25 protein-coding genes and 1 tRNA gene are annotated in these 24,766 nt (G+C 71.1%); 13 read left to right on the top strand and 13 right to left on the bottom strand.

The genetic code is table 11. From position 1 onward, the window contains the following. Window positions 1-132: 132 nt before the first annotated feature. Both DP939_RS23260 and DP939_RS23255 read left to right on the top strand, forming a co-directional pair. Window positions 133-330 (top strand): helix-turn-helix transcriptional regulator, encoded by a 198-nt coding sequence (locus DP939_RS23260; protein WP_113982880.1) that lies wholly within the window; start codon window positions 133-135, stop codon window positions 328-330. After that, window positions 330-1,778, top strand: coding sequence for a tyrosine-type recombinase/integrase (locus tag DP939_RS23255; RefSeq protein ID WP_113982879.1), 1,449 nt, complete (start codon window positions 330-332; stop codon window positions 1,776-1,778). Before DP939_RS23260 ends, DP939_RS23255 begins: the two co-directional genes overlap by 1 nt. Before the next feature lie 54 nt (window positions 1,779-1,832). On the opposite strand, the gene DP939_RS23250 is transcribed toward DP939_RS23255, so the two are convergent. Next, window positions 1,833-1,905, bottom strand: a tRNA-Arg gene (locus DP939_RS23250). 161 nt (window positions 1,906-2,066) lie between these two features. On the opposite strand from DP939_RS23250, the gene DP939_RS23245 reads away from it, so the two are divergent. Together DP939_RS23245 and DP939_RS23240 are read left to right on the top strand one after the other, a co-directional pair. Next, the gene (locus tag DP939_RS23245; protein WP_113982878.1) at window positions 2,067-3,227 is read left to right on the top strand and encodes a sensor histidine kinase; all 1,161 of its coding nucleotides are present in this window, start codon (window positions 2,067-2,069) and stop codon (window positions 3,225-3,227) included. A gap of 9 nt (window positions 3,228-3,236) precedes the next feature. Next, on the top strand, window positions 3,237-3,899 hold the full coding sequence (locus DP939_RS23240; RefSeq protein WP_113982983.1) for a response regulator: 663 nt from the start codon (window positions 3,237-3,239) through the stop codon (window positions 3,897-3,899). Window positions 3,900-3,905: 6 nt separating this feature from the next. On the opposite strand, the gene DP939_RS23235 is transcribed toward DP939_RS23240, so the two are convergent. Together DP939_RS23235 and DP939_RS23230 are read right to left on the bottom strand one after the other, a co-directional pair. Beyond that, window positions 3,906-5,204, bottom strand: a complete 1,299-nt coding sequence (locus DP939_RS23235; protein ID WP_147268096.1) for a hypothetical protein — start codon at window positions 5,202-5,204, stop codon at window positions 3,906-3,908. After that, window positions 5,201-5,779 carry a SigE family RNA polymerase sigma factor gene (locus tag DP939_RS23230; RefSeq protein ID WP_225878440.1) on the bottom strand — a complete coding sequence of 193 codons (579 nt, stop codon included), beginning with the start codon at window positions 5,777-5,779 and terminating at the stop codon, window positions 5,201-5,203. The genes DP939_RS23235 and DP939_RS23230 overlap by 4 nt, the downstream gene beginning before the upstream one ends. 85 nt (window positions 5,780-5,864) lie before the next feature. Between DP939_RS23230 and DP939_RS23225 the strand changes: the two genes are divergently transcribed. Both DP939_RS23225 and fxlM read left to right on the top strand, forming a co-directional pair. Beyond that, on the top strand, window positions 5,865-6,404 hold the full coding sequence (locus DP939_RS23225) for an AAA family ATPase (RefSeq protein WP_113982876.1): 540 nt from the start codon (window positions 5,865-5,867) through the stop codon (window positions 6,402-6,404). Window positions 6,405-6,616: 212 nt separating this feature from the next. After that, window positions 6,617-7,864, top strand: coding sequence for a methyltransferase, FxLD system (gene fxlM / locus DP939_RS23220; RefSeq protein WP_158578667.1), 1,248 nt, complete (start codon window positions 6,617-6,619; stop codon window positions 7,862-7,864). 14 nt (window positions 7,865-7,878) lie between these two features. Here the strand turns inward: fxlM and DP939_RS23215 are convergent, their stop codons facing one another. The 4 genes from DP939_RS23215 to DP939_RS23200 all read right to left on the bottom strand — a co-directional run bounded on the left by DP939_RS23215 (window position 7,879) and on the right by DP939_RS23200 (window position 11,976). Then, window positions 7,879-8,520 carry a response regulator transcription factor gene (locus DP939_RS23215; RefSeq protein ID WP_113982874.1) on the bottom strand — a complete coding sequence of 214 codons (642 nt, stop codon included), beginning with the start codon at window positions 8,518-8,520 and terminating at the stop codon, window positions 7,879-7,881. Next, on the bottom strand, window positions 8,517-9,626 hold the full coding sequence (locus DP939_RS23210) for a sensor histidine kinase (RefSeq protein ID WP_113982873.1): 1,110 nt from the start codon (window positions 9,624-9,626) through the stop codon (window positions 8,517-8,519). Before DP939_RS23210 ends, DP939_RS23215 begins: the two co-directional genes overlap by 4 nt. Next, a complete protein-coding gene (locus DP939_RS23205; RefSeq protein WP_113982872.1) occupies window positions 9,626-10,420 on the bottom strand; it encodes a hypothetical protein in 795 nt (264 codons plus the stop codon). The genes DP939_RS23210 and DP939_RS23205 overlap by 1 nt, the downstream gene beginning before the upstream one ends. Window positions 10,421-10,521: 101 nt before the next feature. Beyond that, the gene (locus tag DP939_RS23200; RefSeq protein ID WP_113982871.1) at window positions 10,522-11,976 is read right to left on the bottom strand and encodes a multicopper oxidase family protein; all 1,455 of its coding nucleotides are present in this window, start codon (window positions 11,974-11,976) and stop codon (window positions 10,522-10,524) included. Between the two features lie 167 nt (window positions 11,977-12,143). On the opposite strand from DP939_RS23200, the gene DP939_RS23195 reads away from it, so the two are divergent. Further along, window positions 12,144-13,088, top strand: a complete 945-nt coding sequence (locus tag DP939_RS23195) for an ADP-ribosylglycohydrolase family protein (protein WP_225878439.1) — start codon at window positions 12,144-12,146, stop codon at window positions 13,086-13,088. Window positions 13,089-13,120: 32 nt separating this feature from the next. Here DP939_RS23195 and DP939_RS23190 read toward each other — a convergent pair whose 3' ends face one another. After that, the gene (locus tag DP939_RS23190; RefSeq protein ID WP_113982870.1) at window positions 13,121-13,318 is read right to left on the bottom strand and encodes a hypothetical protein; all 198 of its coding nucleotides are present in this window, start codon (window positions 13,316-13,318) and stop codon (window positions 13,121-13,123) included. A gap of 108 nt (window positions 13,319-13,426) precedes the next feature. Here DP939_RS23190 and DP939_RS23185 point away from each other — a divergent pair, with 108 nt between their 5' ends. Beyond that, window positions 13,427-13,708 carry a hypothetical protein gene (locus DP939_RS23185; RefSeq protein WP_147268095.1) on the top strand — a complete coding sequence of 94 codons (282 nt, stop codon included), beginning with the start codon at window positions 13,427-13,429 and terminating at the stop codon, window positions 13,706-13,708. A gap of 19 nt (window positions 13,709-13,727) precedes the next feature. On the opposite strand, the gene DP939_RS23180 is transcribed toward DP939_RS23185, so the two are convergent. Then, a complete protein-coding gene (locus DP939_RS23180; protein ID WP_158578666.1) occupies window positions 13,728-16,985 on the bottom strand; it encodes a S8 family serine peptidase in 3,258 nt (1,085 codons plus the stop codon). Window positions 16,986-17,046: 61 nt separating this feature from the next. After that, entirely contained in the window at window positions 17,047-17,175 is a 129-nt protein-coding gene (locus DP939_RS48795; RefSeq protein WP_263972343.1) for a hypothetical protein, read from the bottom strand. A gap of 5 nt (window positions 17,176-17,180) precedes the next feature. Here DP939_RS48795 and DP939_RS23175 point away from each other — a divergent pair, with 5 nt between their 5' ends. Both DP939_RS23175 and DP939_RS23170 read left to right on the top strand, forming a co-directional pair. Further along, window positions 17,181-20,108 carry a helix-turn-helix transcriptional regulator gene (locus tag DP939_RS23175; protein WP_147268094.1) on the top strand — a complete coding sequence of 976 codons (2,928 nt, stop codon included), beginning with the start codon at window positions 17,181-17,183 and terminating at the stop codon, window positions 20,106-20,108. 500 nt (window positions 20,109-20,608) lie between these two features. Continuing rightward, window positions 20,609-21,025, top strand: a complete 417-nt coding sequence (locus DP939_RS23170) for a hypothetical protein (protein ID WP_113982866.1) — start codon at window positions 20,609-20,611, stop codon at window positions 21,023-21,025. 322 nt (window positions 21,026-21,347) lie between these two features. Here the strand turns inward: DP939_RS23170 and DP939_RS23165 are convergent, their stop codons facing one another. Continuing rightward, the gene (locus DP939_RS23165) at window positions 21,348-21,755 is read right to left on the bottom strand and encodes a nuclear transport factor 2 family protein (protein ID WP_113982865.1); all 408 of its coding nucleotides are present in this window, start codon (window positions 21,753-21,755) and stop codon (window positions 21,348-21,350) included. 62 nt (window positions 21,756-21,817) lie between these two features. On the opposite strand from DP939_RS23165, the gene DP939_RS23160 reads away from it, so the two are divergent. Continuing rightward, window positions 21,818-22,387 (top strand): TetR/AcrR family transcriptional regulator, encoded by a 570-nt coding sequence (locus DP939_RS23160; protein ID WP_158578665.1) that lies wholly within the window; start codon window positions 21,818-21,820, stop codon window positions 22,385-22,387. A 156-nt stretch (window positions 22,388-22,543) separates the two neighbouring features. On the opposite strand, the gene DP939_RS23155 is transcribed toward DP939_RS23160, so the two are convergent. Beyond that, on the bottom strand, window positions 22,544-22,768 hold the full coding sequence (locus tag DP939_RS23155) for a hypothetical protein (protein WP_147268093.1): 225 nt from the start codon (window positions 22,766-22,768) through the stop codon (window positions 22,544-22,546). Between the two features lie 235 nt (window positions 22,769-23,003). Further along, window positions 23,004-23,297, bottom strand: coding sequence for a hypothetical protein (locus DP939_RS23150; protein ID WP_113982862.1), 294 nt, complete (start codon window positions 23,295-23,297; stop codon window positions 23,004-23,006). A 113-nt stretch (window positions 23,298-23,410) separates the two neighbouring features. Between DP939_RS23150 and DP939_RS23145 the strand changes: the two genes are divergently transcribed. Both DP939_RS23145 and DP939_RS23140 read left to right on the top strand, forming a co-directional pair. Further along, entirely contained in the window at window positions 23,411-24,148 is a 738-nt protein-coding gene (locus DP939_RS23145) for a helix-turn-helix domain-containing protein (protein ID WP_113982861.1), read from the top strand. After that, the gene (locus DP939_RS23140; protein WP_113982860.1) at window positions 24,145-24,639 is read left to right on the top strand and encodes an NUDIX domain-containing protein; all 495 of its coding nucleotides are present in this window, start codon (window positions 24,145-24,147) and stop codon (window positions 24,637-24,639) included. Before DP939_RS23145 ends, DP939_RS23140 begins: the two co-directional genes overlap by 4 nt. Window positions 24,640-24,766: the final 127 nt, after the last annotated feature.

Below are 24,766 nucleotides of genomic sequence, written 5' to 3'. Positions count from 1 at the left end.
CTGTAACGGGTTGAAACGGCTACTCCCTCCCACCATGTCATCGGCCCCTCGGCGACAAGCCGCCAAGCACGACCGCCGAGGGCGCCAAACCTCCCTTTCCGATCACGCCACACCCGGAAGGAACGAGCCGCCATGGCCACCATCACCCGCCTGCCCGCGATGCTCACCATTCCCGAGGTCTGCACCGAACTCCAGATCTCCCGATCCACCTTCTACGACTGGCGCATGAAGCGCCGCGCCCCGCGCTGCATCAAACTTCCCAACGGTGACCTGCGCGTCCGCCGTACCGACCTTGACCGCTGGCTGGAAGCCCGAGAGGACGCGGCCTGATGGGCGAAACGACGTTCAGCGTCCGAGTTTTCAAGCTGGAAAAGCGCAAGAATGCCAAGGGGGTCGTCACCTCCTATCGCGTCCTCTGGCAGACCGCTGGCCGCATGTGGAAGAGGCCGTTCCCCAAGGAAGCCCAAGCCGACGCGTATCGAAGCAGGCTGGTCAGTGCAGCCCGGAACGGCGAAGCCTTCGACCTAGCAACTGGAGAACCCCTGTCCTGGGCGCGCGCTGACCGGCCCGACATGGGTTGGTACGCCTTTGCCTGCAAGTTTGTGGACATGAAGTGGGCCGACGCATCCGCCAAGCACCGCGCCGGCATCGCCTACACACTCACCATGGCCACGTTCGGCATGCTCGACACGGCCCCGAGCCCGTATGACGCCAAGGACATCCGGACCGCACTCCGGCGTTGGGGGTTCAACACCAAGGAACGCCAGAACTGTCCAGATGGAACGCGCGCCATCCTCGAATGGGTCGAACGGCATTCCCTACGTGTCTCGGCGCTGGCGACCCTCACCACCGTTCGAGCATTGCTCAATGCCGCGATAACGCGACTCAACGGCACGCGCGTAGCCGCCAGCTCGAACAGGCGGCACCGCGTCATCCTGTCCAACGCTCTCAGCTATGCCGTGGAACTCGGGTTACTCGAAAAGAACCCTATCCCGGACCTCAAATGGAAGATCACCAAGACGACCTTTCAGGTTGACCGCCGCTCCGTGGTCAATCCTGACCAGGCACGCGCACTGCTCGCCGCCGTCGAACAACAGAAGCCGAGCGGCCCACTGCTCATGCCGTTCTTCGCCGCGCTGTACTTCGCTGGGTTGCGACCGGAAGAAGCCGTCAACCTACGCCAGAAGGACTTGACACTGCCCGATGCCGAAGAGACGTGGGGAGAGCTTTACCTGACCGGCGCAACACCCGAAGTCGGCAGGGAATGGACGGACACTGGAGACCAGCGGGACACGCGCGGCCTCAAGCACCGCGCCGAGGGAGAGACCCGCCCCGTTCCTTGTCCCCCTGAGCTGGTCGCCATCCTGCGCAGGCATCTCAAAGAGAGCGGCACCGGCCCCGGTGGGCGCGTGTTCCACGGTGCGCATGGCGGTGTGCTTGCCAAGAGCACCGTGCTGCGGATATGGCGTAACGCCCGCAGGGCGGCTCTGAGCCCCGGGGAGTACGCCTCACCGCTGGCCAGACGCCCGTACGATCTGCGGCACGCCTGCCTCTCCACGTGGCTCAACGCCGGCGTATCGCCGAAGCAGGTAGCCGAGTGGGCAGGCAACAGCGTGGAAGTCCTGCACCGCACCTACGAGAAGTGCCTAGCGGGCCATGACGAGATCGCGATGCGCCGAATCGCCGAGGTCCTGCGGCCCATCCCGCGGGAAGGCATTGGGAAGGATCACCCGGATACGGCCGATCAGAGCCGGACACGGCCGGACAGTACCGGTTGATGACGGCAAGCAAAAACCCTGGTCATCGCGGAGATGACCAGGGTCTTTGTGATGCGCGGCTGAGAGGACTCGAACCCCTAACCTTCTGATCCGTAGTCAGATGCTCTATCCATTGAGCTACAGCCGCTCGCCGCCTCGTGGCGACGTGAAGACTCTACCATCTGCTCGCTGGTGGTGGTGCCGGGCGTGGTCGGCGGGCGGCCTCCGGCAAGGGGGTACATCGTTGGATGTAGGGGGGCCATCCCTGGTGGGGAGGGGGGCGGGGGAAACAGATGATGTGATGGGGGTATGAGGCGGGATCTGCTGGCCGCCGGCTTGGCGTTCGCGGGCGGGCTGGTCTTGCTGGCGACCGGGGCATCGGTCGGGTGGTGGTGGTCCGATACGCCGACGTGGGTGCTGGCCGGGCCGCTGGCGTTGGTCTGTGCCGGGGTGGCGGTACGGCGGCGGGCGCCGTTGGTGGCGCTCGGGCTCGGGTTGGCCGGGGTGGCGGGCGACCTGTGGTTCGGGCCGACGTTGGGCACGATCCTGATATTCACCGACAACCTGTACTCCGCCACGCTCTACGGCCCGCGCAGGCTGGCCCAGTGGATGGTGTGGATCACCTGTACGCTCGCCGTCCTCATCGGCAGCGTCACCGGGGTCGTGCTGTGGGACTGGCGGTGGGTGGCGGTCGCCGGCGTGCAGGCCGGGCTGGTGCTGACCACGCCGGTGTTCAGTGCGGTGATCCTGCGGCAGCACCGGGACCAGGCGCAGGCGGAGCGGGCGCGGGCCGAGCAGGTGGCCCGGCTGGCCGAGCTCGACCGGCGGGCCGCGGTGAACGCCGAGCGGGCCCGGATGGCGCGGGAGTTGCACGACATGATCGCCAACCACTTCAGCGCCATCGCGATCCAGTCCACGGCCGTGCTGTCCCGCCGTGACCTGGACGGCGAGGCCGTGCACAAGGTGCTGGGAAGCATCAGGGAGAACAGCGTCCAGGGGCTGGCGGAGATGCGCGCCATGATCGAACTGCTTCGTCAGGAGGGCGGCGGCGAGCAGAGCGAGACGACCCGGCGGCGGCTGGCGGACTCGGAGGACCTGGTGGAACGGGCGCGGCAGTCCGGGGTGGACGCGTGCCTGCGGGTGTCGGGCGAGCCCGCGGAGTTGCCGGCCTCCGTCGATCTCGCCGGATACCGGATCGTGCAGGAGGCGCTGACCAACGTGCTCAAGCACGGCGGCCGGCGGGCCGAGGTGGCGATCGACTACGTGGCCGACCGGGTCACGGTGACCGTGGAGAACCCGGTCGCGAACGGGCGTGCGCGGCTGCCCGGGGCGGGTACCGGGCTGATCGGGATGAAGGAGCGTACGGCGCTGGTGGGCGGATTGTTCGAGGCGGGGCCGTTCGAGGGCGGCTGGCGGGTCTGGGCCGAACTCCCGGCGACGGCCGGGGCCCTGCCGGGCGCGGAGGGCTGACCGGTGGCGGTGATCCGGGTGCTGGTCGCCGACGACCACGCGGCGGTACGGGCCGGGCTGGTGCTGATCCTGGGCGGCGCGGACGACGTCGAGGTGGTCGGTGAGGCGGCCGACGGCGAGCAGGCCGTCACGATGGCCAGGGCGTTGCGGCCCGACGTGGTGCTGATGGACGTCAGGATGCCGCGCCTGGACGGGATCTCCGCGGCCAGGGAGCTGGGCGGGGTCGCGGACGTGCTGATCCTGACGACGTTCGATCTGGACGAGTACGTCTACGGGGCGCTGCGCGCAGGAGCGGCCGGGTTCCTGTTGAAGAACACCGACGCCGACTCGCTGCTGTCGGCGGTACGGCTGGTCGCCCGGGGCGACGGGATCATCTCGCCGTCGGTGACGCGCAGGCTGATCTCGACGTTCGCCGAGCGGGAGGATGCGGCCGAACGCGACCGCGGCCCCAGGCCCGCGAGCCCGCCCAGTGCCCTGGCGCTCGCGTCGCTGACCCCGCGGGAGCGGGAGGTACTGGCGTGCGTCGGCCGCGGCCTGTCCAACGCGGAGATCGCCCGCGAGCTGGACATGGCAGAGGCCACCACGAAGACGCACGTCAGCCGGGTGCTCAACAAGCTGGGGCTGCGCAGCAGGGTGCAGGCCGCGATCTACTACGGCGAGCGCGAGGGATGAAGCCCTCTAGTCGCCGGGGACGGCGAGGAGGTTGAGGACCTCGATCTCCGCCCCGGGGCAGGGCACCGTGCCACCTCGCTCCTCATCGAGACACGACCCACTCGTCTCCCTGGTCGCCGGCCAGTAGAGGACCGAGGTGGGGCTGGAGGAGGTGCCGCTCCCTCCGCCGTAGCCGTCCTCGGTGTTCCTGGTGCCGAGGCGGGCCCGTTTGCCGGTGGACATGTCGAAGACGGTGGGACCGCCATCGTCGATCTCGACGAAGCGCCCGTGGATGTCGGCGGCGACGCCCCCGGCGACGCCGTGCTCGGCTGCGCCCGCGATGCCCCTGCGGCCGGTACCGTCGACGGCGAAGGTGACCAGCCCGGCCCCGGACCGGCCGATGCACCACTCCACGCCGCAGCGGACGCTGGTCACGCCGGAGGGGTCGGTGGGACGTACGCTCTCCCAGGTCTCCAGGTTGACCAGTTGGTCGGCGCCGCGATGCGCCCATGACCCGGCGTAGAGGGTGAGTCCGTCGGTCCCCGCCATGGTTTCCGGGCCGCCGCCCGAGAGCGGGACGCGGTAGAGGGTCTGCCCATCGGTGACGGACCAGATGATGTGATCCGTGGTCACCGCGATCTGCGTGATCTTGGCGATGGGGCCTCTGATCTGCGCGATCTGCCGCGCCATGCCGCCGCCCCTGGGCATCACCCACAGGTCGGCCCATTCGGCGTCGTCGTTGGGGCGGGTGCCGTACCAGGCGATGTGGTCCGGGCCGACCTCGACGTCCTGCGGGAAGTAGCCGGAGACGCCGGGCGGCGCGGGCATCTCGCCGAGTACCCGGCTCTGCCGCGCCCTGGTGTCGTAGATCTCCAGGCGGGCCGCCCGCTCGAGCGAGGACTCGGCGGTGAGCAGCATCTCGGCCGGGCCGAGCGCGGTGACCGGGCGGTACCTCCAGCCGTCCACCGACTCGGCCGGCATCGTCGTGACAGCCGCCGGCCACACCTCGGACGCCATCCCGGGTGCGGGCCCCGCGCCCGGCCGCAGGCCGCTGCGGGTGGCGGCGTCGTCGGGCATGCCGGTGTCCCGGGCGACCGCGGTGTCGCGCCCTTCACCGCCCCTGTGGGCGAAGGGCGCGGTCAGCGCCGTACCGGCGCCGATGACGCCGACGACCGCGGCGGCGGCCAGGACGGCTCGCAACCGGCGGCAGGTACGGCGGCGTCTGCGCCCGGCCACCAGTTGGACGAGATCGCCCTCCGGTTCGGGCGCGCGCTCGGCCATCCCCCTGAGCACACCGCCGATCTCCTCTTCCGATCTCCACCTCATGACGCACCACATCCCGAATCGCGTGCGGTGACGACCTCACCGAGCTCACCGAGCTCACCGAGGAACGCGGCCCTGCTGGGCCGCTGCACCCGGAGCTTGGACAGAGCCCGTGACGCCTGGCTGCGGACCGTGCCCGCGGAGACGCCCAGCATGGCGGCGATCTCCGCGTCCGACATGTCCTGGTAGTAGCGCAGCACCAGGACGGTCCGCTGCTTTCGCGGCAGGGCCCGCAGTTCGTTCCACAGCACGGAGTCGCCGCTCACCCGGTCGAGGTCGCCGTCGTGGTACGCGGCCTCGGGGACCGTCGCCATCAGGTCCTCGCGCCTGCGCCTGCGCCACCAGCTGATGTGGAGCCGTGCCATCGTCGTGCGCACGTAGCCCTCCGGGTCGTCCTTCTTGCGCACCCGCGGCCACGCGCCGTCGAGGCGCAGCAGCGCCTCCTGCACGAGGTCGGCGGCGTCGTGGGCGTTGCCGGTGAGCACGAAGCCGTACCGGTACAGCGCTCCGCCGCGCGCACGCACGAACTGCTCAAAGTCCACTAACCAGGGACGCGCGAGCACCCTGATCCGCTGCACACCGTGACGAGAATCCTGGGCCGTCGCCGCACGCGGAGAAAAACCGCAGGTCGGCGGCGGAGGGCAGCGGCTAGGGTTTCACGCCATGCGATCGATCTTCCTGATCACGGGTATCCAGGCGTCGGGCAAGTCCACGGTGGCGGGCCTGCTGGCGGAGTCCGCGGCGCTGCCGAGGTCCGTGCACGTGCGCGGCGACGTGTTTCGCAGGATGGTGGTCAACGGGCGGGAGGAGATGACCGCGCAGCCGTCGGCGGAGGCGGTCGCGCAGTTGCGGCTGCGGCACCGGCTGACCGCGACGGTGGCGGACGGTTACTTCGGGGCGGGGTTCGGGGTCGTGGTCCAGGACGTGATCATCGGCCCGCACCTGGCGGAGATGGTGGCGGCGATCGAGTCCAGGCCGCTGTACGTGGTCGTGCTCGCGCCGAGCGTGGCGGCGGTGGCGGCGCGGGAGGCGGCGCGGTCCAAGGACGCGTACGGGATCTGGACGATCGAGGCGCTGGACCGGACATTGCGCACCGAAACCCCCCGGCTGGGGCTCTGGCTGGACACCTCGGACCTGACGCCCGAGGAGACCGTCGCCCAGATTCTCAGCAAGGCCGAAGACGAAGCCCGTATCTATCCGTAACACTATCCGTTATAACGGCAAATACCAGTACAAGTCCGGTCATCCCAGCGGCTGGCCGAGACGTCATGACGGACGAGGTAAGCCCCGCGCGAAACCAGCACGAGGACCGGAGGCGGCACGAGGCCGGCACACAGCACGAAGACCGGAAGCGGCCGGTGAACGGCCGGTGGTCCAGGACAGAGAACCGCTGAGACGCACGAAGAGGGATGGTCATGGCCGTGACGAGGGCGATGCGTCAGGCGCTCATCGCGGAGATGCGCAGGCACACCGGCGTGGGCGACGCGATAGCGGAGGCGTTCCTCACCGTGCCCAGGCACGTCTTCCTGCCGGAGACGCCGGTCGAGCAGGTCTACCGCGACGAGGCGATCGTCACCAAACGCGGCGCGGACGGCATGCCGACCAGTTCGTCCTCACAGCCGACGATCATGGCGGCGATGCTCGGCCAGCTCGCCGTACGCCCCGGTGACCGGGTGCTGGAGATCGGCGCGGGCACCGGCTTCAACGCGGCGCTGCTGGCCGCGCTGACCGGCCCGGACGGCGAGGTGGTCAGCGTGGACATCGATCCCGACCTGGTGGCGACCGCCCGTTCCAACCTGGAGGACGCGGGGTACTCCGGCGTCACCGTCGTGGCCAGCGACGGCGCGGAGGGCTTCGCCGAGGGAGCGCCGTACGACCGGATCATCGCGACCGTGGGCGCGTGGGACCTCGCGCCCGCCTGGCTGGACCAGCTCGCGCCCGGCGGGCGGATCGTGGTCCCCCTCGACCTGTACGGCGTGCAGCGGTCGGTGGCGCTGGAGCGCGCGCACCGCCAGACGTCCGGACGCTGGCGCAGCGTCTCCGTGCTGTCCTGCGGTTTCATGCGGATGCGCGGCCCGCTGGCCGGTCCGGAGCGGTACGAGGTGCTGGACCCCGACAGCGGCCTGACGATCTTCCTGCCCGACGGGCGCGACGCGGACGGCGTGCTCGGCGCGCTGGAGGGCCGGGTCACCGCGCAGGCCGTGACGACCGGGCTGCCGGTCGATCCCGCCGTGCTGTTCGACGGGTTCAGCCTGTGGCTCGCCGTGCACGAACCGCGCTGGTGCACCCTGTCGGAGGCGGCGGGCACCCGGCTGCCGCCCAGCCCGCTGACCGTGCAGGGCGTGTCGGTGACCGCGGGCATCCGGGACGGCGGCGGCATCGCCCTGCTCACCGCCGAGAAGACCGGCCGGGACGCGGGCTGGGGCGTCGGTTATCCGTCGCAGGTGGAGGAGGTCGTGGCGCGCGGGTACGGCCCGGACGGCGCGCGTCTGGCCGGCGAACTCGCCGCGCACGCGCGTACCTGGCTGGCCGCCGGACGTCCGATGACCGACACCCTGCACATCGACGCCTACCCCGCCTGCATGTCCGTCTCGACCGCCCCCACCACCCCGCTGCTGGAGAAGCGGCACACGACCCTCGCCATCACCTGGCCCGCCGGCTGACCGTTCATCAGCCGTCAGCGCCCACGGGCCAGGCCGTGTTCGTAGGCCCAGATGACGGCCTGGACGCGGTCGCGCAGCCCCAGTTTGGCCAGAATGCGGCCCACGTGCGTCTTCACCGTGCCCTCTGACAGGAACAGCAGCCCCGCGATCTCCGCGTTGGTATGTCCCATGGCGATGTGGCGCAGGACCTCGCGTTCGCGGCCGGTCAGCGGGTCGGGCCCCGGCGTGGGGAGGGTGGGGGCCACGTGGTCGAGCAGGCGGCGGGTGGTGGAGGGCGCGATGACCGCGTCGCCCTCGTGCACGGTGCGCACGGCCGCCAGCATCTCCTCGGCGGGCGCGTCCTTGAGCAGGAATCCGGAGGCCCCGGCGCGCAGCGCGGCGAAAGCGTACTCGTCCAGGTCGAAGGTGGTCAGCACGATCACCTTCGGCGCCGCCGAAGCGCCCGCGAGCAGTTCGCGGGTGGCGGCCACGCCGTCCATGCGGGGCATGCGGACGTCCATGAGCACGACGTCGGCCCGCACCGTGCGCAGCCGGGCCAGCGCGTCCGCGCCGTCGCGGGCCTGGCCCACGACCTGCATGTCCGGTTGCGCCTGGAGCACCATGACCGTGCCCGTCCGCACGAGGTCCTGGTCGTCGACGACGAACACCCGGATCACATGCCCTCCTTCAGATAGGGCAGGCGGGCGACCACCGCGAACCCGGCGCCTACTTCGCGCGGCCCCACCTCCAGCGTGCCGCCCACGGCCGACAGTCTCTCGCGCATTCCCGCCAGGCCGTTCCCCCGGCCGTCCGTCGTCCCGCGGCCCGTGCCGTCGTCGGTGACGGTGAGGACCAGGGCGTCAGGCGTCCAGTCCAGGCGTACGTCGGCCGTCGCCGCCGGGCCCGCGTGCTTGAGCGTGTTGGTCAGCGCCTCCTGGACCACCCGGTAGGCGGCGAGTTCGGCGGCCGGGCCGATGGGGCCGGCCGTACCCGTCTCGACGGGGCCGGTCGCGCTCGACGCGGACAGCAGGGCGGGCAGGTCGGCCAGCCCGGGTGACGGGTCCAGCGGGGCGGTGTCGGCGCGGAGCACGCCGACCAGGCCGCGCATCTCCGTCAGGGCCCGGCGGCCGGTCTCCTCCACGGTGGCCAGTACCTGCGCGGCCTGCTCGGGCGCGTACCGGCCGCCTCTCGCCTGGGCGACGATCACGGCCAGGGCGTGCGCGACCACGTCGTGCATCTCGCGCGCGATCCTCGCCCGCTCGGCCAGCGTCGCCCGCTCGGCCGTCGTCTCGGCCTGCTCCTCCAGCAGCGCGACGTAGGCGAGCTGGGTCCGCCGGTACAGCCCGAGCCCCCAGGCCGCCGTCATCAGGGAGGCCAGCAGGCCGAGCAGGAGCCACGGATCGGGCCCCAGGTGCGCGCCGGTGACCGACGGGTCATGGGCGAACCGGTAGGCCGCCGCCCCGGCCCCGGCGAGTCCGGCGGCCAGGGGCAGCAGGCGCCTGCCGTACGCGGTGCAGGAGTAGACGGCGATCGGGAAGACGGCCACGGACGGCAGGACGAGGAACAGCCCGGTCACCGCGACCTGGACGGCGAAGGCGGCGGTGACCACGAGGAACGCCCAGACCTTGCGCCGGTAGGCGAGGGCCGCGTGGGCCACCGCGCAGGCGCCCACCAGCAGGGCCGCGCGGACGCCCGGCACCGACAGGACCGCCACCACCGCCGACAGCGACAGCAGCGGCACCCCGGCGACGAAGGCCAGGGCCAGGTCCGCGCGCCGCGGCACTACGGCGTCGCCCGCTGGTAGGAGAGCGTGGCCCCGCCGACCGCCAGCCCGAACAGCAGCCAGCTCCCGTACACGAGCCCGACCGTCACCACCGCCGCGAGGTCGGACAGGGGAACAGGCCCGTGGGTGAGGCCGAGCACCTGCGACAACGTACCGAAAACGGACATGGCCCCCATGGTGGTCAACATAGCAGCGCCCGCCCAGCCGCCCGCCAGCACCAGCCGCCGCGGCAGCCGCCGCCCCCACCTCTGCACCAGGGCCAGCGACCCCACCGCCCCGATGAGCAGCATGACCAGCTCGCCGTACGGGAAGCCCTCGGCATGGCCCGCCGGGCGCAGCAGCGTACCGCCCAGGAACCAGTACAGCTTGACCATCGGATAGACGAACCCGATCGCGAACGCGCTGTAGCCGAGCCACGCCCCGCCCGGAACCCTCAGGCGAGGCAGCAGCAGCGCGCCCAGCAGCGCGCACCCCACCAGGCTGAGCCCGCGCAGCGCCATCCCGGGCCAGTCCACCCGCGCGAAGTCCCCCGCCGGGATCCCCGTGACGGCGAAGAACGCACGGAAGCCGTCGAGCACGACGCCGCCCGCCGACCACAGCAGCAGTACGGCGGGCAGCAGCCCCGCCGGGTGCGGTCGTACCACGAAGATCGCGCCCAGCGCGGCGGCCAGGACGGTCACCCAGTGCGGCGCGAAGCCCGTCGTGTAGGGGAGCGTCGGCAGCGGCAGCAGCGCGAGCGCCACGACGAGCCCGAGAACGGCCAGCGCCCAGATCTGCGTTCGTTGAAGTCGCATGCCGCCAACGATCCCGGCGGCGGCCCGCGGGCCGCGTCCGCGTCAGGTCCAGACGAGATCTGACCCGAGAGGTATTGACACGGCCCCGAGTTTCGGCGTGCTCACGGGACGATCTGCAACTGGGCCATCATGCCGAGCGAGGAATGGTCCAGGAAGTGGCAGTGGTAGACGTACCGGCCGAGGTGTTCGGTGAAGCGCACCTTGATGCGGGCCGACGCGCCCGGCGGGACGTAGATCGTGTCCTTGCGCCCCTGGTCGGTCGGCCACGGCGGCTCGCCGTCCCGGTCCAGCACCCGGAACTGCTCCAGGTGCAGGTGGAAGGTGTGGTTGATGCCGCCCCGCTCGGTGTCGGCGTTGTGGATCCGCCAGATCTCGGTGGCGCCCCGCTTGACCTGGAAGTCCACCCGGTCGGGGTCGTACTCCTGCTCGTTCATCAGGTAGCGCCACTTGGGCGTGGTCAGGTCGAGGTTGAAGACCACGTCGCGGGTCACGGTCGCCTCGGGCAGGTCCGGCAGCGGGCGCAGTACGTCGGGCACGCGGCTGTGGTCCCTGGCCCGGCGTACGACGTCGAAGCGCAGCACCGTGCCCGACGTGTCGTGCATCGTCACCTGATCGCCGGGTTTGAGGCGGGAGAAGTCCACCACCACGTCGGCCCGCTCGCCGGAGCTGATCAGCAGTTCGGACAGCCGCTGCGGGGCGGGCAGCAGGCCGCCGTCCGAGCCGATCTGGATCAGCGGCAGGTCGCCCGACAGGCGCAGCCGGAACAGCCGGTGCGTGGTGCCGTTGAGCAGCCGGAACCGGTACTTCCTCGCGGCCACCCTGAAGTAGGGCTGCGGGCGTCCGTTGGCCAGGAGGGTGGTCCGGGTGTCGGGCACGTCGTAGATCAGTTCGCCGTCCTGGCCGATCAGCGCGTCCCTGATCATGATCGGCACGTCGTACCGGCCGCCGGGCAGGCCGTACCTCGCCTCCGCCGGGTCCTCGATCACGTAGAACCCGTGCAGGCCCGCGTAGACGTTGCGGGCCTCGGTGTGGTGGCTGTGGTCGTGGTACCAGAGCGTGGTGCCCTGCTGGGTGTTCGGGTAGTCGTAGACGCGGAAGCGGCCGGGGTCGATCACGTCCATCGGGTGGCCGTCGCTCACCGCGGGGACGTGCCCGCCGTGCAGGTGGACGTTGGCCGCACGGTCCAGGTCGTTGTGGTACTTGACGATCAACCGGCGGCCGGTCCTGGCTCGGAAGGTGGGGCCGACGAAGCCGCCGCCGAAGGACAGCACCGGGGTCAGCAGGCCCGGGACGATCTCGACCCGGGCGGGCTTGATCCGCACGTGGTAGACGTCGGCGTCCGGGCGTACCTGGACGGGCCTCGCCACCGGCGGCACCGGCATCTCCACCGAGAAGGCGGGGACGTGCGCCAGGCGACGGGGACGTGGGCCGTGCCGGCCGGGCTTGTCGGGCTTGTCGGGCTTGTCGGGGGGCAGCAGCGCCGCCGCGCCGGTGAGTCCGCCGAGCGCGAGCACGTCTCGCCGGTTGAGCGGGTGATTCCCAAGCCGGTTGAGCATGTGATTCCCAAGAGGTCGCGAGGAGAGCCAATGGTCCTGCGCACACTCTCGCCGCCACGGCGATCGGTGGAAATCACGACTCGGGGGGTACGGAAATCATTGGGGAACACATGGGCGTCCGAACACCGATAGCCCCCCGAAGTACGACGGAAGAGTACCTTGACGCAATGGATCACATGGATCACAGCGCGCGGGCCGCGGGCGCGGTCGTCGGATCTGCGGTGGGCGACGCGCTGGGCGCGCCGTTCGAGTTCGGTCCGGAGGGCGTCTTCTCGGCGCGGTTCCGGAAGCCGGGCGCGGGCGATGAGATGTGCGGGGGCGGCGGCTGGGATCCCGGCGAGGCCACCGACGACACCCAGATGGCCCTGCACGTCGCGTACTCCCTGGTGGAACGCGGCGGGCTGGACCTGCCCGACATCTACAAACGCTTCAAGCGGTGGGCCAAGGCCGGTCCGAAGGACATCGGCCTGCAGACCCGGTCGGTCCTGAGCAGCTTCCGGTCCTGGGACAAGGCCGCCGCGCACCACTTCAAGATAAGCCCGCGCGCGGCGGGGAACGGCTCGCTGATGCGCGCGACGCCCTCCGCCGTCCACTTCGCCGCCCAGGGCAGGGCGGCCACCATGGACGCCGCCCGCCGGATCGCCGCCCTCACCCACGGCGACCCGGCCACCTGGGAGGGCACCGCGATCTTCCATGAGCTGGTGCGCATTGCGCTGGACGGCGGCGACCCGCTCGCCGCTATCCCTGACGCGCTCGACGCCGTCGATCCCGACCAGCGCGACCGCTATGTGAAGGTGCTGGCCGAGGACTGGCATCCGAGCCGGGCCACGGAGCCCAACGGCGCGGTGTGGCCGTGCCTGGGGTCGGCGGTGTGGGCGCTACGGACGACGTCCGGCTATGAGGAGGCGCTGCGCGCCGCCATCGACCTCGGCGGCGACACCGACACGGTGGCGGCGGTGACCGGGGGGCTGGCGGGCGCGGTGTACGGCCTGGCGGCGATCCCGGAGCGCTGGACCGCCCCGCTGCACGTGCCGCTGCCCGGCTCCCGCGACCACGAGGTCGTCCGCCTGGACGACCTCACGGACCTCACCCGGCGGCTGCTCGCCGGTTGAACGTGGAACGCCGGTCAAATGCGGAACGCCGGTCAAGTGTGGAACCAATGAATGCGGCGGCAGGATGTGCACACGAAACAGGTCGCGTCCCGGTTGGCCCAGTCGAGATTGAACAAAGTCATGCCGGTGGTCTGGAGTTTCCAGCGGTGGCTTTCGAAGACGTCGTTGTCGCACGTGTCGCAGATCAGTTTCCGGCCGTTGGGAAATGTGACAGGCGCAGGTTCCGTCATGTCCCGATGCTAGTCGAATTCGGGAAATACGCGCGCCCGTCCGGGCTCCGCCGTTCCGTGCGGTGGACGTGCGATGCTGGGAGGTGACCCCCGGGAGAGGGGGTCGGCGTGCCCGCCGGACATATCCGACGTATCGATATCGCAGGGGTCTCCTACACCCGGCGCGAGGCGCCGGACGACCTCGCGTACATCCGTGCCGTGGACACCGTGCGCGCGGGCGACACACCGCGCGGGCGCAGGATCGTCGCGGCGCTGGTCGTCCTTGAGGGCGTACTCGGCTCCGGCGCGCTCAACGAACTCCTCGACCGCATCGACGACGAGTCCGACCCGCTGGACTGGCCCGAACTCCTCACCGCCGCCCGCGACCTGACCGGGCCACGTACCCCGTGACCCGGCCAGGTCGTGATCATCAGGGGGCGGGCGGCGCGTACTGCGACAGCCCGATGTAGCTCGGGTCGAAGCCCCGGGCGAACGGGGGCCAGACCTCGGTGAGGGTGTGGATCACCCGCTGGTCCGGCCCGACCAGGACCCGCGCCGAGTCGTCACGGGTGCCCGGCTCGAACTTGTGCCGGGCGAACCCCGCGACCTTCCCACCTGCGGTGTCGTAGGCGATCGTGACGTGCTCGGTGGACTCGTCGCCGCTCGCGTTCGACCAGCAGCAGGTGCCCGCCACGTACAGGCGCGTCCCGTCCCCGCTGACCGCCGCCGAGACGCCCCGCGGGCTGATCTTGGACAGCGACCGCGGCCGGCCCGGCGACTCGTGGATCCTGTGCCAGCGCTCCGCGCCGGTCCGCTGGTCATAGGCGATGGTGACCAGCGCGTGGCGGCCGGTGCAGGTGCCGCCCTCGCAGTGCTGCCCGGTGACGAACAGCAGGTCATCGCGCGGGCTGACGGCGAGCGCGCTGTTGCCGTCCCTGACCACCTCGGTGTGCCCGGCGGCGTACCCGTGGGCGGAACCGGCGAAGGACGTCGTCCACAGCACCCGGCCGGTCTTGGCGTCGAGCGCGTGGGTGTTGGTGTGCGTGTCCAGGAAGTCCTCGTCCGGGGAGAGCGTCCCGGCGACGAACACGCGCCTGCCGTCCGCGCTGATGCCGCTGTGCCATGCCTGGTAGATGCCGGTGGCCGAATCGTGCCGGCGCACCCACCTGGGGCGTCCGGCGTTCGGGCCGGTCAGCGCGTAGGCGAAGGTGATCGGCCGGATGTGTATGCGGCCGGGGTCGATCTGCTCGAAGCCGGTCACGTACGCCGTGCCGCCGTCCGGGCTGACCGCCAGGTCCATCGCGGCGTAGACCATGCCCTGGCCTGGGGGTTTGTGCGCGGCGTACCACTTCTGCTCGCCCGTCCTGGCGTCGTAGGCGACGGTGAACGCCTCCGACCGGCCCAGGGACTCCCAGTCGGCGACCTTGTTCCACTTGGCTCCGGCCAGGACCACCGTCCTGCCGTCCGGGGAGATGCCGAGGCGCATGCCGTTGCCCGGCTCCAGCGACCTGGTGACACCCTCGATGTGGCCAGTGGTGAAGCTCGCCCGCCACAGTTCCCGGCCCAGCGCGGGATCTCCGGGGCGGGCCGGGGGCCGGTTGTTGTAGGCGATGGTCAGGGTCTCGGTGCGGGTGTCGTCCTGGCTGGGCGCGTCGCCGGAGACGTAGACGGTACCGCCGTCCGGGGCGACCACCAGGCCGCCGCCCTGGTCCTCGTGCGTCTCGAACAGCGGCTCCTCGACCGTCCAGATCGGCTTCCTGGTGGCGGTGTCGATCACGGTCGTGAACAGGCGCGCCTGCTCGCGCTGCAGGTCGGGGGTGAGCAGGAGTTCGTTGCCGAACAGGAAGAGCTGCGTGCCGTCCGGGCTGAGCGCGCTGCCCGCGAGGGTGCGGCGGCGGCCCTCCGGCGACCTGTACGCGGCGGTCGCCCGCTCCGCCCAGTCGTCGGGCAGCGCCGGGGCGGGCGGGTGATCGATGTGGAAGCCGACCGTGGTGCGCAGCCGCACGCCGGGCGCGGTCGCGGTGACCACGCCGCCGAAGAAGTTCCCGACGATCTTGAGGGCGGCCGGATCGAGGGTCAGGCCGACGGTCGCGGTGCCGCCCGGCCGTACGGTGACCCGCTTGGCCGACAGGGCGAGCCCGGCGGGCCGCCTGACCTCGTCGGTGACGGCCGTCGCGAGCCGCAGGGAGACGGGCCTGGCCGTGTCGTTGCGGTACGTGATCTCCCTGGTCACCGGCGCGGCCTCGGCGTGCACGCCGCCGAAGCCGACCGTGGTGTCGGCGTGGACCCGCTGCGCGATGGCGCGGGCGACGTCCACCCGGCCCGCGCCCTGCTCGAACCAGCGGGCGCCGCCGTCGCTCGCGGTGGAGGTCAGCGTGTCCTTGAGCCCGGTCGCGCCGAGGTCGGGCCGGGCCTGGGCGAGCAGCGCCGCCGCGCCCGCGACATGCGGCGCGGCCATCGAGGTGCCGTCGGCGGCGGTGTAGTGGTCGTCCACCGGGGTGCCCAGGCCGGTGCCCGCCGCGCGGGCGGACACGATCGCGGCGCCCGGGGCGGTGAGGTCGGGCTTGACTGCGTGGTCGGCGTGGCGCGGGCCGCGCGAGGAGAAGGGCGTCAGCCGATCCCGCCGGTCCACCGCGCCGACCGCGAGGGCCTTCGTCGCGGCGGCCGGGCTGTCGATGTACTGCATGCCGTACTGCCCCCGGTTGCCCGCGGCGGCGACGAACAGCACGTCCTCGGTCTCGGTCAGCGTATCGACCGCCACCGACATCGGGTCCGTGCCGTCGCCGCAGCAGCCGCCGAAGGACAGGTTGACCACGTCCGCGCCGCGCCGGACGGCCCACTCCATGCCCGCGATGGCCCACGACTCGTGGCCGGCCCCGTCGTCGCCCAGGACCTTGCCGCTGAGCAGCCGCGCGCCCGGGGCCACGCCCTTGCGCGCACCGCCGGAGGCGGCCCCGGTGCCCGCGATGATGGCGGCGACGTGGGTGCCGTGGCCGAACCGGTCGGCGGCGTCGGAGCCCGCCACGAGGCTCTGCGCGGCCTCCACCTGGCCCACCAGGTCGGGGTGCGCGGCGTCCACGCCGGTGTCGAGCACGGCCACCCGTACGCCCGCGCCCGTGTAGCCGGACTTCCAGACGGCGGGCGCGCCGATCTGCGCGGTGCTCTTGTCCAGGGACGCGCGTACCTTGCCGTCCAGCCACACCTGCGTCAGGCCGGGCGCGAGCGCGCGCTGCCCGGCGACGAGCCGGGGCCATAACCGGCCGCCTTGCTTGGGCTGGACGACGGCGGACATACCGGTCGTTCCGGTGGCCTTCGCGCCGAGTGTCCACAGAGAATCCTGGGTGCCGCGCAGGATCAGCGGCAGGTCGGCGCGGCTCGCGTCGTCGTAGCCCTCGCGGGCCAGGTACGTGATGTCGAACAGCCGCTCGTCCACCCGGCCCGCGGCCACCAGCGGCGCGGCGTCGGACGGTACGACGCGCACGGCGCCGCCCTCGGCCCGCCGCTCGAACGTGATGTGCGAGCGGCCCGGCCCGGGGCGCGTGGTGGTCGCGCCGCCCGGATACGTGGTCACCTTGTCGCCGGTGATCAGGGTGACGGTGACGGGCGCCGCCGTGGCCGGGGCCGCCGGGGAACCGGTGAGCAGGAGCGCCGGCACCGCGCAGCCGATGAGCCATCTTCTCCAGGACATATATCCGACACCTCTTCTCCGAGCGCTGATGGCCCACTCAGCATGAGGTCGCCCGGCCGCACTACCAATGGCTGAAATACGCCATCTTTTTGCGGCGGGCCGCGATATCGACCTTGCCGGGATTGGAATGCGCGTCGATGCTGGAGATCGCTGACAAAGCACCGCACACACCATCGGGTGCGGTGGTCAAAGGCGGTGAGGATCGTGACGGAACACGGCGATGTGGCGGTGGGCGAAGAACGACCGCCGCCGGCCGGGCCGCCCGCGTTCGTCGGTCGTGACGAGGCCCTGACGCGGCTGCTGGACGTACTCCGGCACGCGCCCGCGCTCGTCCTCATCGAGGGCGAGGCCGGGATCGGCAAGACCCGGCTGGTGCGGGAGGCGCTGGCCCGGCTCGGCCCCGGGCGGCGGCTGGTGGCCGCGTGCCCGCCGCTGACCACGCCGTTCTCGCTGGCCGGGCCGGTGGACGGGCTGGTCAGACTGGTCCGGTCCGACCCCTCGATCGAGCTGGGCGGGCTGGGCCTGAGCAGGCTGGCGGGCGCGCTGCGACCGCTGCTCCCCGAGTGGGAGGACCGGCTGCCGCCGCCGCTGGACCCCCTGGACGAACCGGCCGGCACCCGGCACCGCCTGTCGCGGGCGCTCACCGAGCTGGTCGAACGCCTCGCGCTCGACGTCCTCGTCATCGAGGACGCCCACTGGGCGGACACCGCCACGCTGGAGTGGCTGCTGATGCTCGGCGCGGCGACCGGCGAGCGGAAGCCGGCGATCGTGGTGACCTACCGCGCCTCCGACGTGCCCCCGGGCTCCCCGCTGCTGCGGCTCACCGCCCGGCAGCGCCCCCGGATCGAGCTGGGCGCGCTGGACGTGGCGCAGACCGCCCAGCTGGTGGCGTCGATGCTGCGGGCCGATCAGGTGTCCGCGGAGTTCGCCCGGTTCCTGCATGAACGTACCGATGGCGTGCCGCTGGCCGTCGAGGAGAGCGTACGGCTGCTGCGCGACCGGCAGGACATCGTCCGGCGTCAGGGCCGCTGGCGCCGCCGGGTGCTCGACGAGTTGCAGGTCCCGCCCACGGTCCGCGACTCGGTACTCGAACGGGTCGGCCGCCTGGACGACGCCACCCGGGACGTACTGGTCGCCGCCGCCGTACTCGCCGAACCCGCCGACGAGGCGACCCTGCTGGCCGTGGCCGGCCTGGGCGGCGACGCGGGCCGGGCGGGCATCGGCCGGGCACTGGCCGCCGGGCTGCTGCGCGAGGCCGACGGCGGCCAACTGGCCTTCCGGCACCTGCTCGACGCCAGGGCCGTGGCGGAGTCCGTCCCCGCCACCGACCGCTGGCGCAGGCACCGGCTCGCGGCCGACGTACTGGAACGCCGCACGCCGCCCCCCGTGCTGCGGCTGGCCCGGCACCACCGCGCCGCGAACCAGCCCGAGCAGTGGTGCCGGTACGGCGAGGCCGCCGCCGACCTGGCCTGGGAGTCCGGTGATGACCTGGCCACGGTCACGCTGCTGCTGGAGCTACTGACGTCGGTCGAGCATCCGCCCGCGCGCCGACTGCGGCTCGTACAGAAGCTGGGCCGGGCGTTCGTCCGCCGTTCCGCGCCGCTCGGCCCGATCGAGGACGCGGTACGCGCCGCCCTCCAGGCCGCGATCTCCTGGCCCGAACTGCCCGCCACCGAACGCGGCGAACTGCGCTACCTGATCGGACGCCTGCTGCTCCAGGCCGACGAGTTCGACGACGCGCACCGCGCGCTCAAGGCGGCGCTGCCCGACCTCGCCGACCGGCCCGAGACGGCGGCCAAGGTCATGTTGTGCCTGGCCGGGCCGATGCCGCACCCGCTGCCCGCCGAGGAACGCCTGTCGTGGCTGGAGCGGGCGACCGGGCTGTTCCCGTACGTCGAGTCGCCCGCCGAACGGCTGCTGGTCGCGTTCGAGCACGCCACCATCCTGCTCGGGCTCGGCGAGTCGGCGGGCTGGACGGCCCTGCGCGCGCTGCCCCGGTCCGCCACCGCGCTCGCCGAACGCAAGCAGATCGCGCGCGGCTCACTGAACGCGGCCTGGCGCGCGATCGACTGGGGCCTGTACGAGGAGGCGCGCGGGCGGCTCGCCGACGCCGTGGAACTGCTCCGCGCCACCGACTTCACCCGGGGCATGGAACTGGCCGGCTTCGGATCGCTGATCATCGACTGGTACACCGGCCGGTGGACCGACGCCGCGACCGCGGCCCGCGAACTACTGACCGGGGAGGACGTCTCGCCGGTCATCCGGATGATGGCCCGCTCGGTGGACGGCCTGCTCAAGCTGGCCGGGGGTCACCGGGGCACGGCCCGGCGTACGCTGCTCGCCGTACTGGCCGAGGACCCGCAGGAGGGCCTGGCCGCGGTCGGGCTCGGCCGGCTGGCGCTGTCCACCCGGGACGCCGAGGAGGCCATCACGATCACCACTCCCGCCGTCGCGGCGGCGCTGCGCGAGGCGGTGCCGTGGCGCTGGGCCACCAACATCGTCACCACGCACGTCGACGCGCTGGCCGCCGCCGGCCGGACCGCCGAGGCCAAGGCCACATCGGACACCCTGGCCGAGTGGGTACGCGGACACGCCGTACCGGCCGCCACGGCGGCGTCCGTCACCTGCACCGCCGTGCTGCGCGCCGCCGAAGGCGACCCCGGGGAGGCGGCGGCGATGCTCGGCGACGCGGCGGACGCCTGGGCGGCGATCGGCCGCGTCCACGACGAACTGCTCGCCCGCGAACGCCGGGCCGTCTGCCTGGTCGCCTCCGGCGCCCGCGACGACGGCCTCGCCGTACTGGTCGAAACCCAGCGCCGCCTGTCCTCCCTGGGCGCGACCTGGGACGCCGACCGCCTCGCCAAACTCCTGCGCACCCACGGCGTTCCCATTCCCCGGCCGGGGCGGGCGGGGCGGCGGGGGTACGGGACGCAGCTCTCGCCGCGCGAGGTGGAGGTACTGGAACTGGTCGCCACCGGCATGACCAACAAACAGATCGCCGAGGCCCTGTTCATCAGCCCGCAGACGGTCAACCGCCACCTCGCCACCTCCATGCGCAAACTCAACGTCACCTCCCGCACAGCCCTCGCCATCTCCGCCCTGAACCACGGCCTCCTCCCCTGACCGAACACCAATCGCCTTCGCTTCGCTCAGCCGCATTCCCTTTGCCGGGCTCCGCCCGACCTACCGCAGGCCACCTCTCACCGCCCCACCGTGCCCAGCAGCGGCCCCATCCCGGCATTTCCCGTGCGTCGCACTCACCCGCCGTACCGAGCACCGACTAAACCAGCCCCCAAGGAGCTATTTCTTGGATCAGGTGCTGGAGCCAGATGGCCGAGGCGGCCAAGGTGACGGCACCGAGAAAGGCTTGAGGGTTGTCGTATCGCGTTCCGCGGTCCGGAAGTTCTTACCTCTCAATTGCATCGGGGCTAACCGGCGAGGGATCTCCGATGCGCTTCCCAGGCGCGCGGCCTACAGTTGTCTTGTGCGAATCAGGATCTCTTGGCGCATCGTCGACCGTCCGCACCTCTGGTGAGGCCGGCGTGGAAACGCTGGCCTGGACACGATTACCGAGCCTCCCCTCGGTTTCATCACAGGCAGGAGGTTGTTTCCGTACTCTCGGGATGGCTGTTGGCATCCTCGCAGCGGTGATCGTCTGGTGGGGCCTGGGGCTGGAGTGGTGGTGGGCCGCCGCGGCGTGGGCCACATGTCTCGTCCTCGGCTCAATGTGCGGGCGGGCTGTCAGCAAGCTGGTAATCGACCGCATGGAGTTCACCCGAACTCAAGTCAGCCTGACGAGCTCGACCTCTTCCACCACCGTGGATATCAACACGGTGATCGACATCGAAATCTCCCACTGGGTCGAGACCGCCGAACACGGACTCACCACGCTTTCAATGAGCTATGGCCATCCCGGCGTGGTCAAGACCGTGAGTGTCACGAACCTGCACGATCCCACCCTGGCCGGGCGCTTGGCCCAGTTGCTCGGCCCGCAGGTCTTGATTCAGGAGACCACGACGAAACAAGTGAAGGACCCCTAAGGACAGCCCGAAGGTTCTTCAGCCCCATCTGCCCGTGAATGATCCGCCGCCGCAGCAGTACTCCGGGCCGGACGAGCCACCGGCCACCGGCCATCGGAACGTACGGGTGAACTCGCACAAGACGACGAGGCCCGCCCCTCAGCGAGGGGCGGGCTTCGCGGTTTTCCAGGACGACAGCGCCACCGTTGTCGCGGGGCTGCATCGGCTGCTAGGGAATGTTTCTTGGACCGAGGGTTGATCTGAATGGGACATGATCGCGTCGCCGTCGACGGCTCCCCAGCGTGGGCCTACGGGGGGACACCAGGGCAGATATGGTGGCGTTTCAATCGGCCACCGGAACAAGGGCTTCGTGCCAGCGCGCGGTGTCGGTGTACTGGTGCAGCCACGAGATCCGTCCATCGGCGACGCGCCACAGGTGGACGAACTCGGCCTGGTGGGCGCGTCCAGTGGCTCGCGCGGTGCCTCGGTAATGCCCGGTGACCACGACGATGCCGTCGGTGGTCTCATGCCAGGTCTCCTCGAAGGGAGCGGTGTCGTACTCGGCGAAGACCGCCCCCCAAACCCGGGCGAGCGTTTCCAGTGGCCCCTGGAAGGTGCCTCCGGCGCGGCATGGCATGCCCGGTGCGGTGTGGGCCTGGAACTCCGGATGGAGGAGGGCGAGGATCGCGGCGCCGTCACCCGCTTGGGCGGCACTGTAGAAGCCTTGGACGACTTCGGACCCCGTGGCCATGTCACTCCTTATTAGACGAAGCATTCTAGAATAAAGCCACTACTATCACGAGGGGACGCACAGTGGGAAGAGCGGCCAAGTTCAGCGAGGACCAGATCCTCGATGCGGCCCTGGCCATCACGGCCGAGGACGGACCTGGCGCCGCCACGATGGCCGCCATCGCCGCCCGGCTCGGCGCTCCGACCGGCTCGCTGTACCACCGATTCAGTTCCCGCGACCTCTTGCTGGCCACCTTGTGGATTCGCAGCGTACGGAGCTTTCAACGCGGCTTCGTCGAGGCCCTGACCGCCGGCGACGCTCAGGCGGCCGCCCTGCACACGCCGAGGTGGTGCCGCCGGCATCCCACCGAGGCCGCGCTGTTGCTGCTCCATCGCCGACAGGAACTGGCCACCACATGGCCCGACGAACTCGGCGCGGACCTCGACACACTGAACGCCCAGGTCTCGGACGCACTGAACTCCTTCACCGCCCACCATCCCGGCATCGACCGCGAACGGCTGACCTTCGCCACGGTCGATGTCCCCTACGGCGCAGTCCGCCGCTATCTACTGGAACGACGCCCGCCGCCACAACTGGTCGATGAGCTGATCACGGCTGCCTGCCACGCAGTACTCCCGCCGCCGAATGCATGACAGCCACATCCAAGATCAAAACGCGACCGCCACCAGATGCAGAATTCGACCGTCGTCGCATGAACACGCTCGCACCACACGTCCACCTGTCTCGGATTGGAGGCACCGCCTCCTCCCCCAGCCGCACTGATCCGTTTCTCACAAAGGTCACAAAGGTCAGGCATCGCCCAACCGCGCCAGGATGCCGAGCTGCACCGTCAGCGCCGCCGCCATTTCGTACGGCCCCTGCCGGGCGAACTCATGCAGCACCCCCGCCGCCCGCTGCTCTGTAGTGGGCGGGGCGTACTTCGTCGCCCACCACCAGCCCTTTTCCACTCGGACCCGCCACCCCGGAAAGGTGCTCTCCAGCGCGGCGAGGTGAGCACGTTCCCCGGGGCTCAACGGGTCCATTGGACACCCCGCCATGAGAGGCACGGGCAGGCGGCGTTGTGGGGCACGCCGCCCACCCGCACGGCACGGCACGGCCTCGGGCGATCAGGTTGAGGCCGCCGCCCGACCTGGATGGTGGCGCGGGCGGGGAGAACACCTCGCACCCGCCCGCGCCGGGCGGGCCCGCGCCGGCCCGCCGTACGGCACGGCGGCGCACCGCAGTCCCTCGCCACGCCGCCGCACCCGCTCATTGGGTGTCCTCCCACTCGTCCCCCACCACGGCGACGGTCTCACCGTCCCTGCGGTACGCGGTGACCAACGTGCTGCCGTACCGATAGTCGTAAACGCCCCCACGAGGCGCGGGCACCAACCGCGCGTACCGAACCCGCCCCCGCCCCTCAGCGAACGAACCGAGAACCTCCAGCATGGTCTTCTCAGCGGCGACTTCATCTTTGGTCACCCCACCGGCACCGGACCCACCAGCATCGACCTCCCACACCACCAGAAGGTCGTCGTCGTTGGGCAGCCGCTCGATCAACATGCCTACACTGTGCGCCCATCCGATCACCCAGCGCTTCTACACCGCAAGACATCTAGCGACATCTAACCGGCAAGGCCACGGCTACAGGTGCCAGGAGATGGCAACATACCGGCATGGTGAACGAGCGCCTTCGCCGCGCCATCCACCGCGCCGGGCTTGACCTCACCGGCCTGGCCGACGCCGCGGGCGTGTCCGTCAAGAGTGTCGAGCGCTGGATCTCCGGTGAAACCGTGCCCTATCCACGGACCCGGTATCGCGTCGGCGCCATCGTCCAGGAAGACGAGTCGTACCTGTGGCCGGAATCGGTGAACAAGGCAAGCCTCAACGGCGCCGAACTCATCGCCACCTATCCACGCCGGACCGATGTGCCCCGGCACCTGTGGACCGAGTTGCTGCGCGCCGCCGAACGCAACGTCGACCTGCTGGCCTTCGCCGGGCTGTTCCTCACCGAGGAACACGGCGACTGGATCCCCACCCTGTGCCGCAAAGCAGAGGCCGGGGCACGGATTCGCCTGCTGATCGGCGATCCCGGCGGCCGACAACTCGGGCTACGCGACGCCGAACACCAGATCGGAGGCGGCGTGGCCGGTCGGGTGACAGCGGTCATGGCCTACTACACCGAGCGGATGCCGCCCCAGGTCGAGATCAGGCTACACGACACTCCGCTGTACAACAGCATCTACCGGTTCGACGACGAGATGCTGATCAACAGCCATGTGTACGGCATCCTGGCCGCCTACACGCCGACCACGCATCTGCGCCGCATCGACGGGGCGTACTTCGACACGTACCTGGAGTCCTACGAGCGGGTGTGGGCATCGGCGCGACCGTTGGAGAGGGAGCACAGGTGAGCAGGCGTACGCGGCGGATCGACTACTGGCGTGACCCCGATGCTCCCAAGCCGACCAGCCGGAAGGCATCCGCGAGTGTGTTCGTCCGCGACGACGAAGGACATCTGCTACTGCTCCATCGGGCCGACAGCGATGTGTGGACGATTCCCACCGGCGGCGTGAAGAAGGGCGAGACGGTCGCGCAGGCGGGCGTACGGGAGTGCCGGGAGGAGACCGGCCTCGACGTCGAGGTGACGGGCCTGGTGGGGATCTTCTCGACCCCTGATCACGTGATCGCCTACATGCACGGTGACGAAGTCGACGAAGTACGCCAGCCGATCAACATCTGCCTGCGCGCCCGTGTGATCGGCGGCCGGCTGCACCCGAATCCGGACGAGGCACGCGACGTACGTTGGGTCGCCCCCGCCAGCCTCGACGGGTACCGGATCGGCCCGGCGATCCGGTACAGGATCGACATAGGGCTAGAGGACGCGGGACCGTACCTTGGCTGAGTCCGTCAGCACCAGAGGTCGCCGCCCAATGGAGAAGCATGTAAGGAGTATGCGGGAACTTGAATTCGGCAGCCTGATGGCGGCCGAGTGCCGGGCACGTATTCGCCGAACCATACGGAGGGATTCC

The organism is Spongiactinospora rosea (assembly GCF_003315795.1).
GTDB classification, from domain to species: Bacteria; Actinomycetota; Actinomycetes; order Streptosporangiales; family Streptosporangiaceae; genus Spongiactinospora; species Spongiactinospora rosea.
Note: the sequence above shows the minus strand (reverse complement) of the source record. Positions and strands in the feature narration are given on the sequence as shown.

Coding starts and splice junctions, on each gene's coding strand:
- DP939_RS23245 (WP_113982878.1), top strand. CDS start 2,067: ATGAGGCGGGATCTGCTGGCCGCCGGCTTGGCGTTCGCGGGCGGGCTG.
- DP939_RS23205 (WP_113982872.1), bottom strand. CDS start 10,420: ATGCGACTTCAACGAACGCAGATCTGGGCGCTGGCCGTTCTCGGGCTC.
- fxlM (WP_158578667.1), top strand. CDS start 6,617: ATGGCCGTGACGAGGGCGATGCGTCAGGCGCTCATCGCGGAGATGCGC.
- DP939_RS23200 (WP_113982871.1), bottom strand. CDS start 11,976: ATGCTCAACCGGCTTGGGAATCACCCGCTCAACCGGCGAGACGTGCTC.
- DP939_RS23145 (WP_113982861.1), top strand. CDS start 23,411: ATGGTGAACGAGCGCCTTCGCCGCGCCATCCACCGCGCCGGGCTTGAC.
- DP939_RS23150 (WP_113982862.1), bottom strand. CDS start 23,297: ATGTTGATCGAGCGGCTGCCCAACGACGACGACCTTCTGGTGGTGTGG.
- DP939_RS23260 (WP_113982880.1), top strand. CDS start 133: ATGGCCACCATCACCCGCCTGCCCGCGATGCTCACCATTCCCGAGGTC.
- DP939_RS23170 (WP_113982866.1), top strand. CDS start 20,609: ATGGCTGTTGGCATCCTCGCAGCGGTGATCGTCTGGTGGGGCCTGGGG.
- DP939_RS23190 (WP_113982870.1), bottom strand. CDS start 13,318: ATGACGGAACCTGCGCCTGTCACATTTCCCAACGGCCGGAAACTGATC.
- DP939_RS23165 (WP_113982865.1), bottom strand. CDS start 21,755: ATGGCCACGGGGTCCGAAGTCGTCCAAGGCTTCTACAGTGCCGCCCAA.
- DP939_RS23255 (WP_113982879.1), top strand. CDS start 330: ATGGGCGAAACGACGTTCAGCGTCCGAGTTTTCAAGCTGGAAAAGCGC.
- DP939_RS23180 (WP_158578666.1), bottom strand. CDS start 16,985: ATGTCCTGGAGAAGATGGCTCATCGGCTGCGCGGTGCCGGCGCTCCTG.
- DP939_RS23235 (WP_147268096.1), bottom strand. CDS start 5,204: ATGAGGTGGAGATCGGAAGAGGAGATCGGCGGTGTGCTCAGGGGGATG.
- DP939_RS23225 (WP_113982876.1), top strand. CDS start 5,865: ATGCGATCGATCTTCCTGATCACGGGTATCCAGGCGTCGGGCAAGTCC.
- DP939_RS23195 (WP_225878439.1), top strand. CDS start 12,144: ATGGATCACATGGATCACAGCGCGCGGGCCGCGGGCGCGGTCGTCGGA.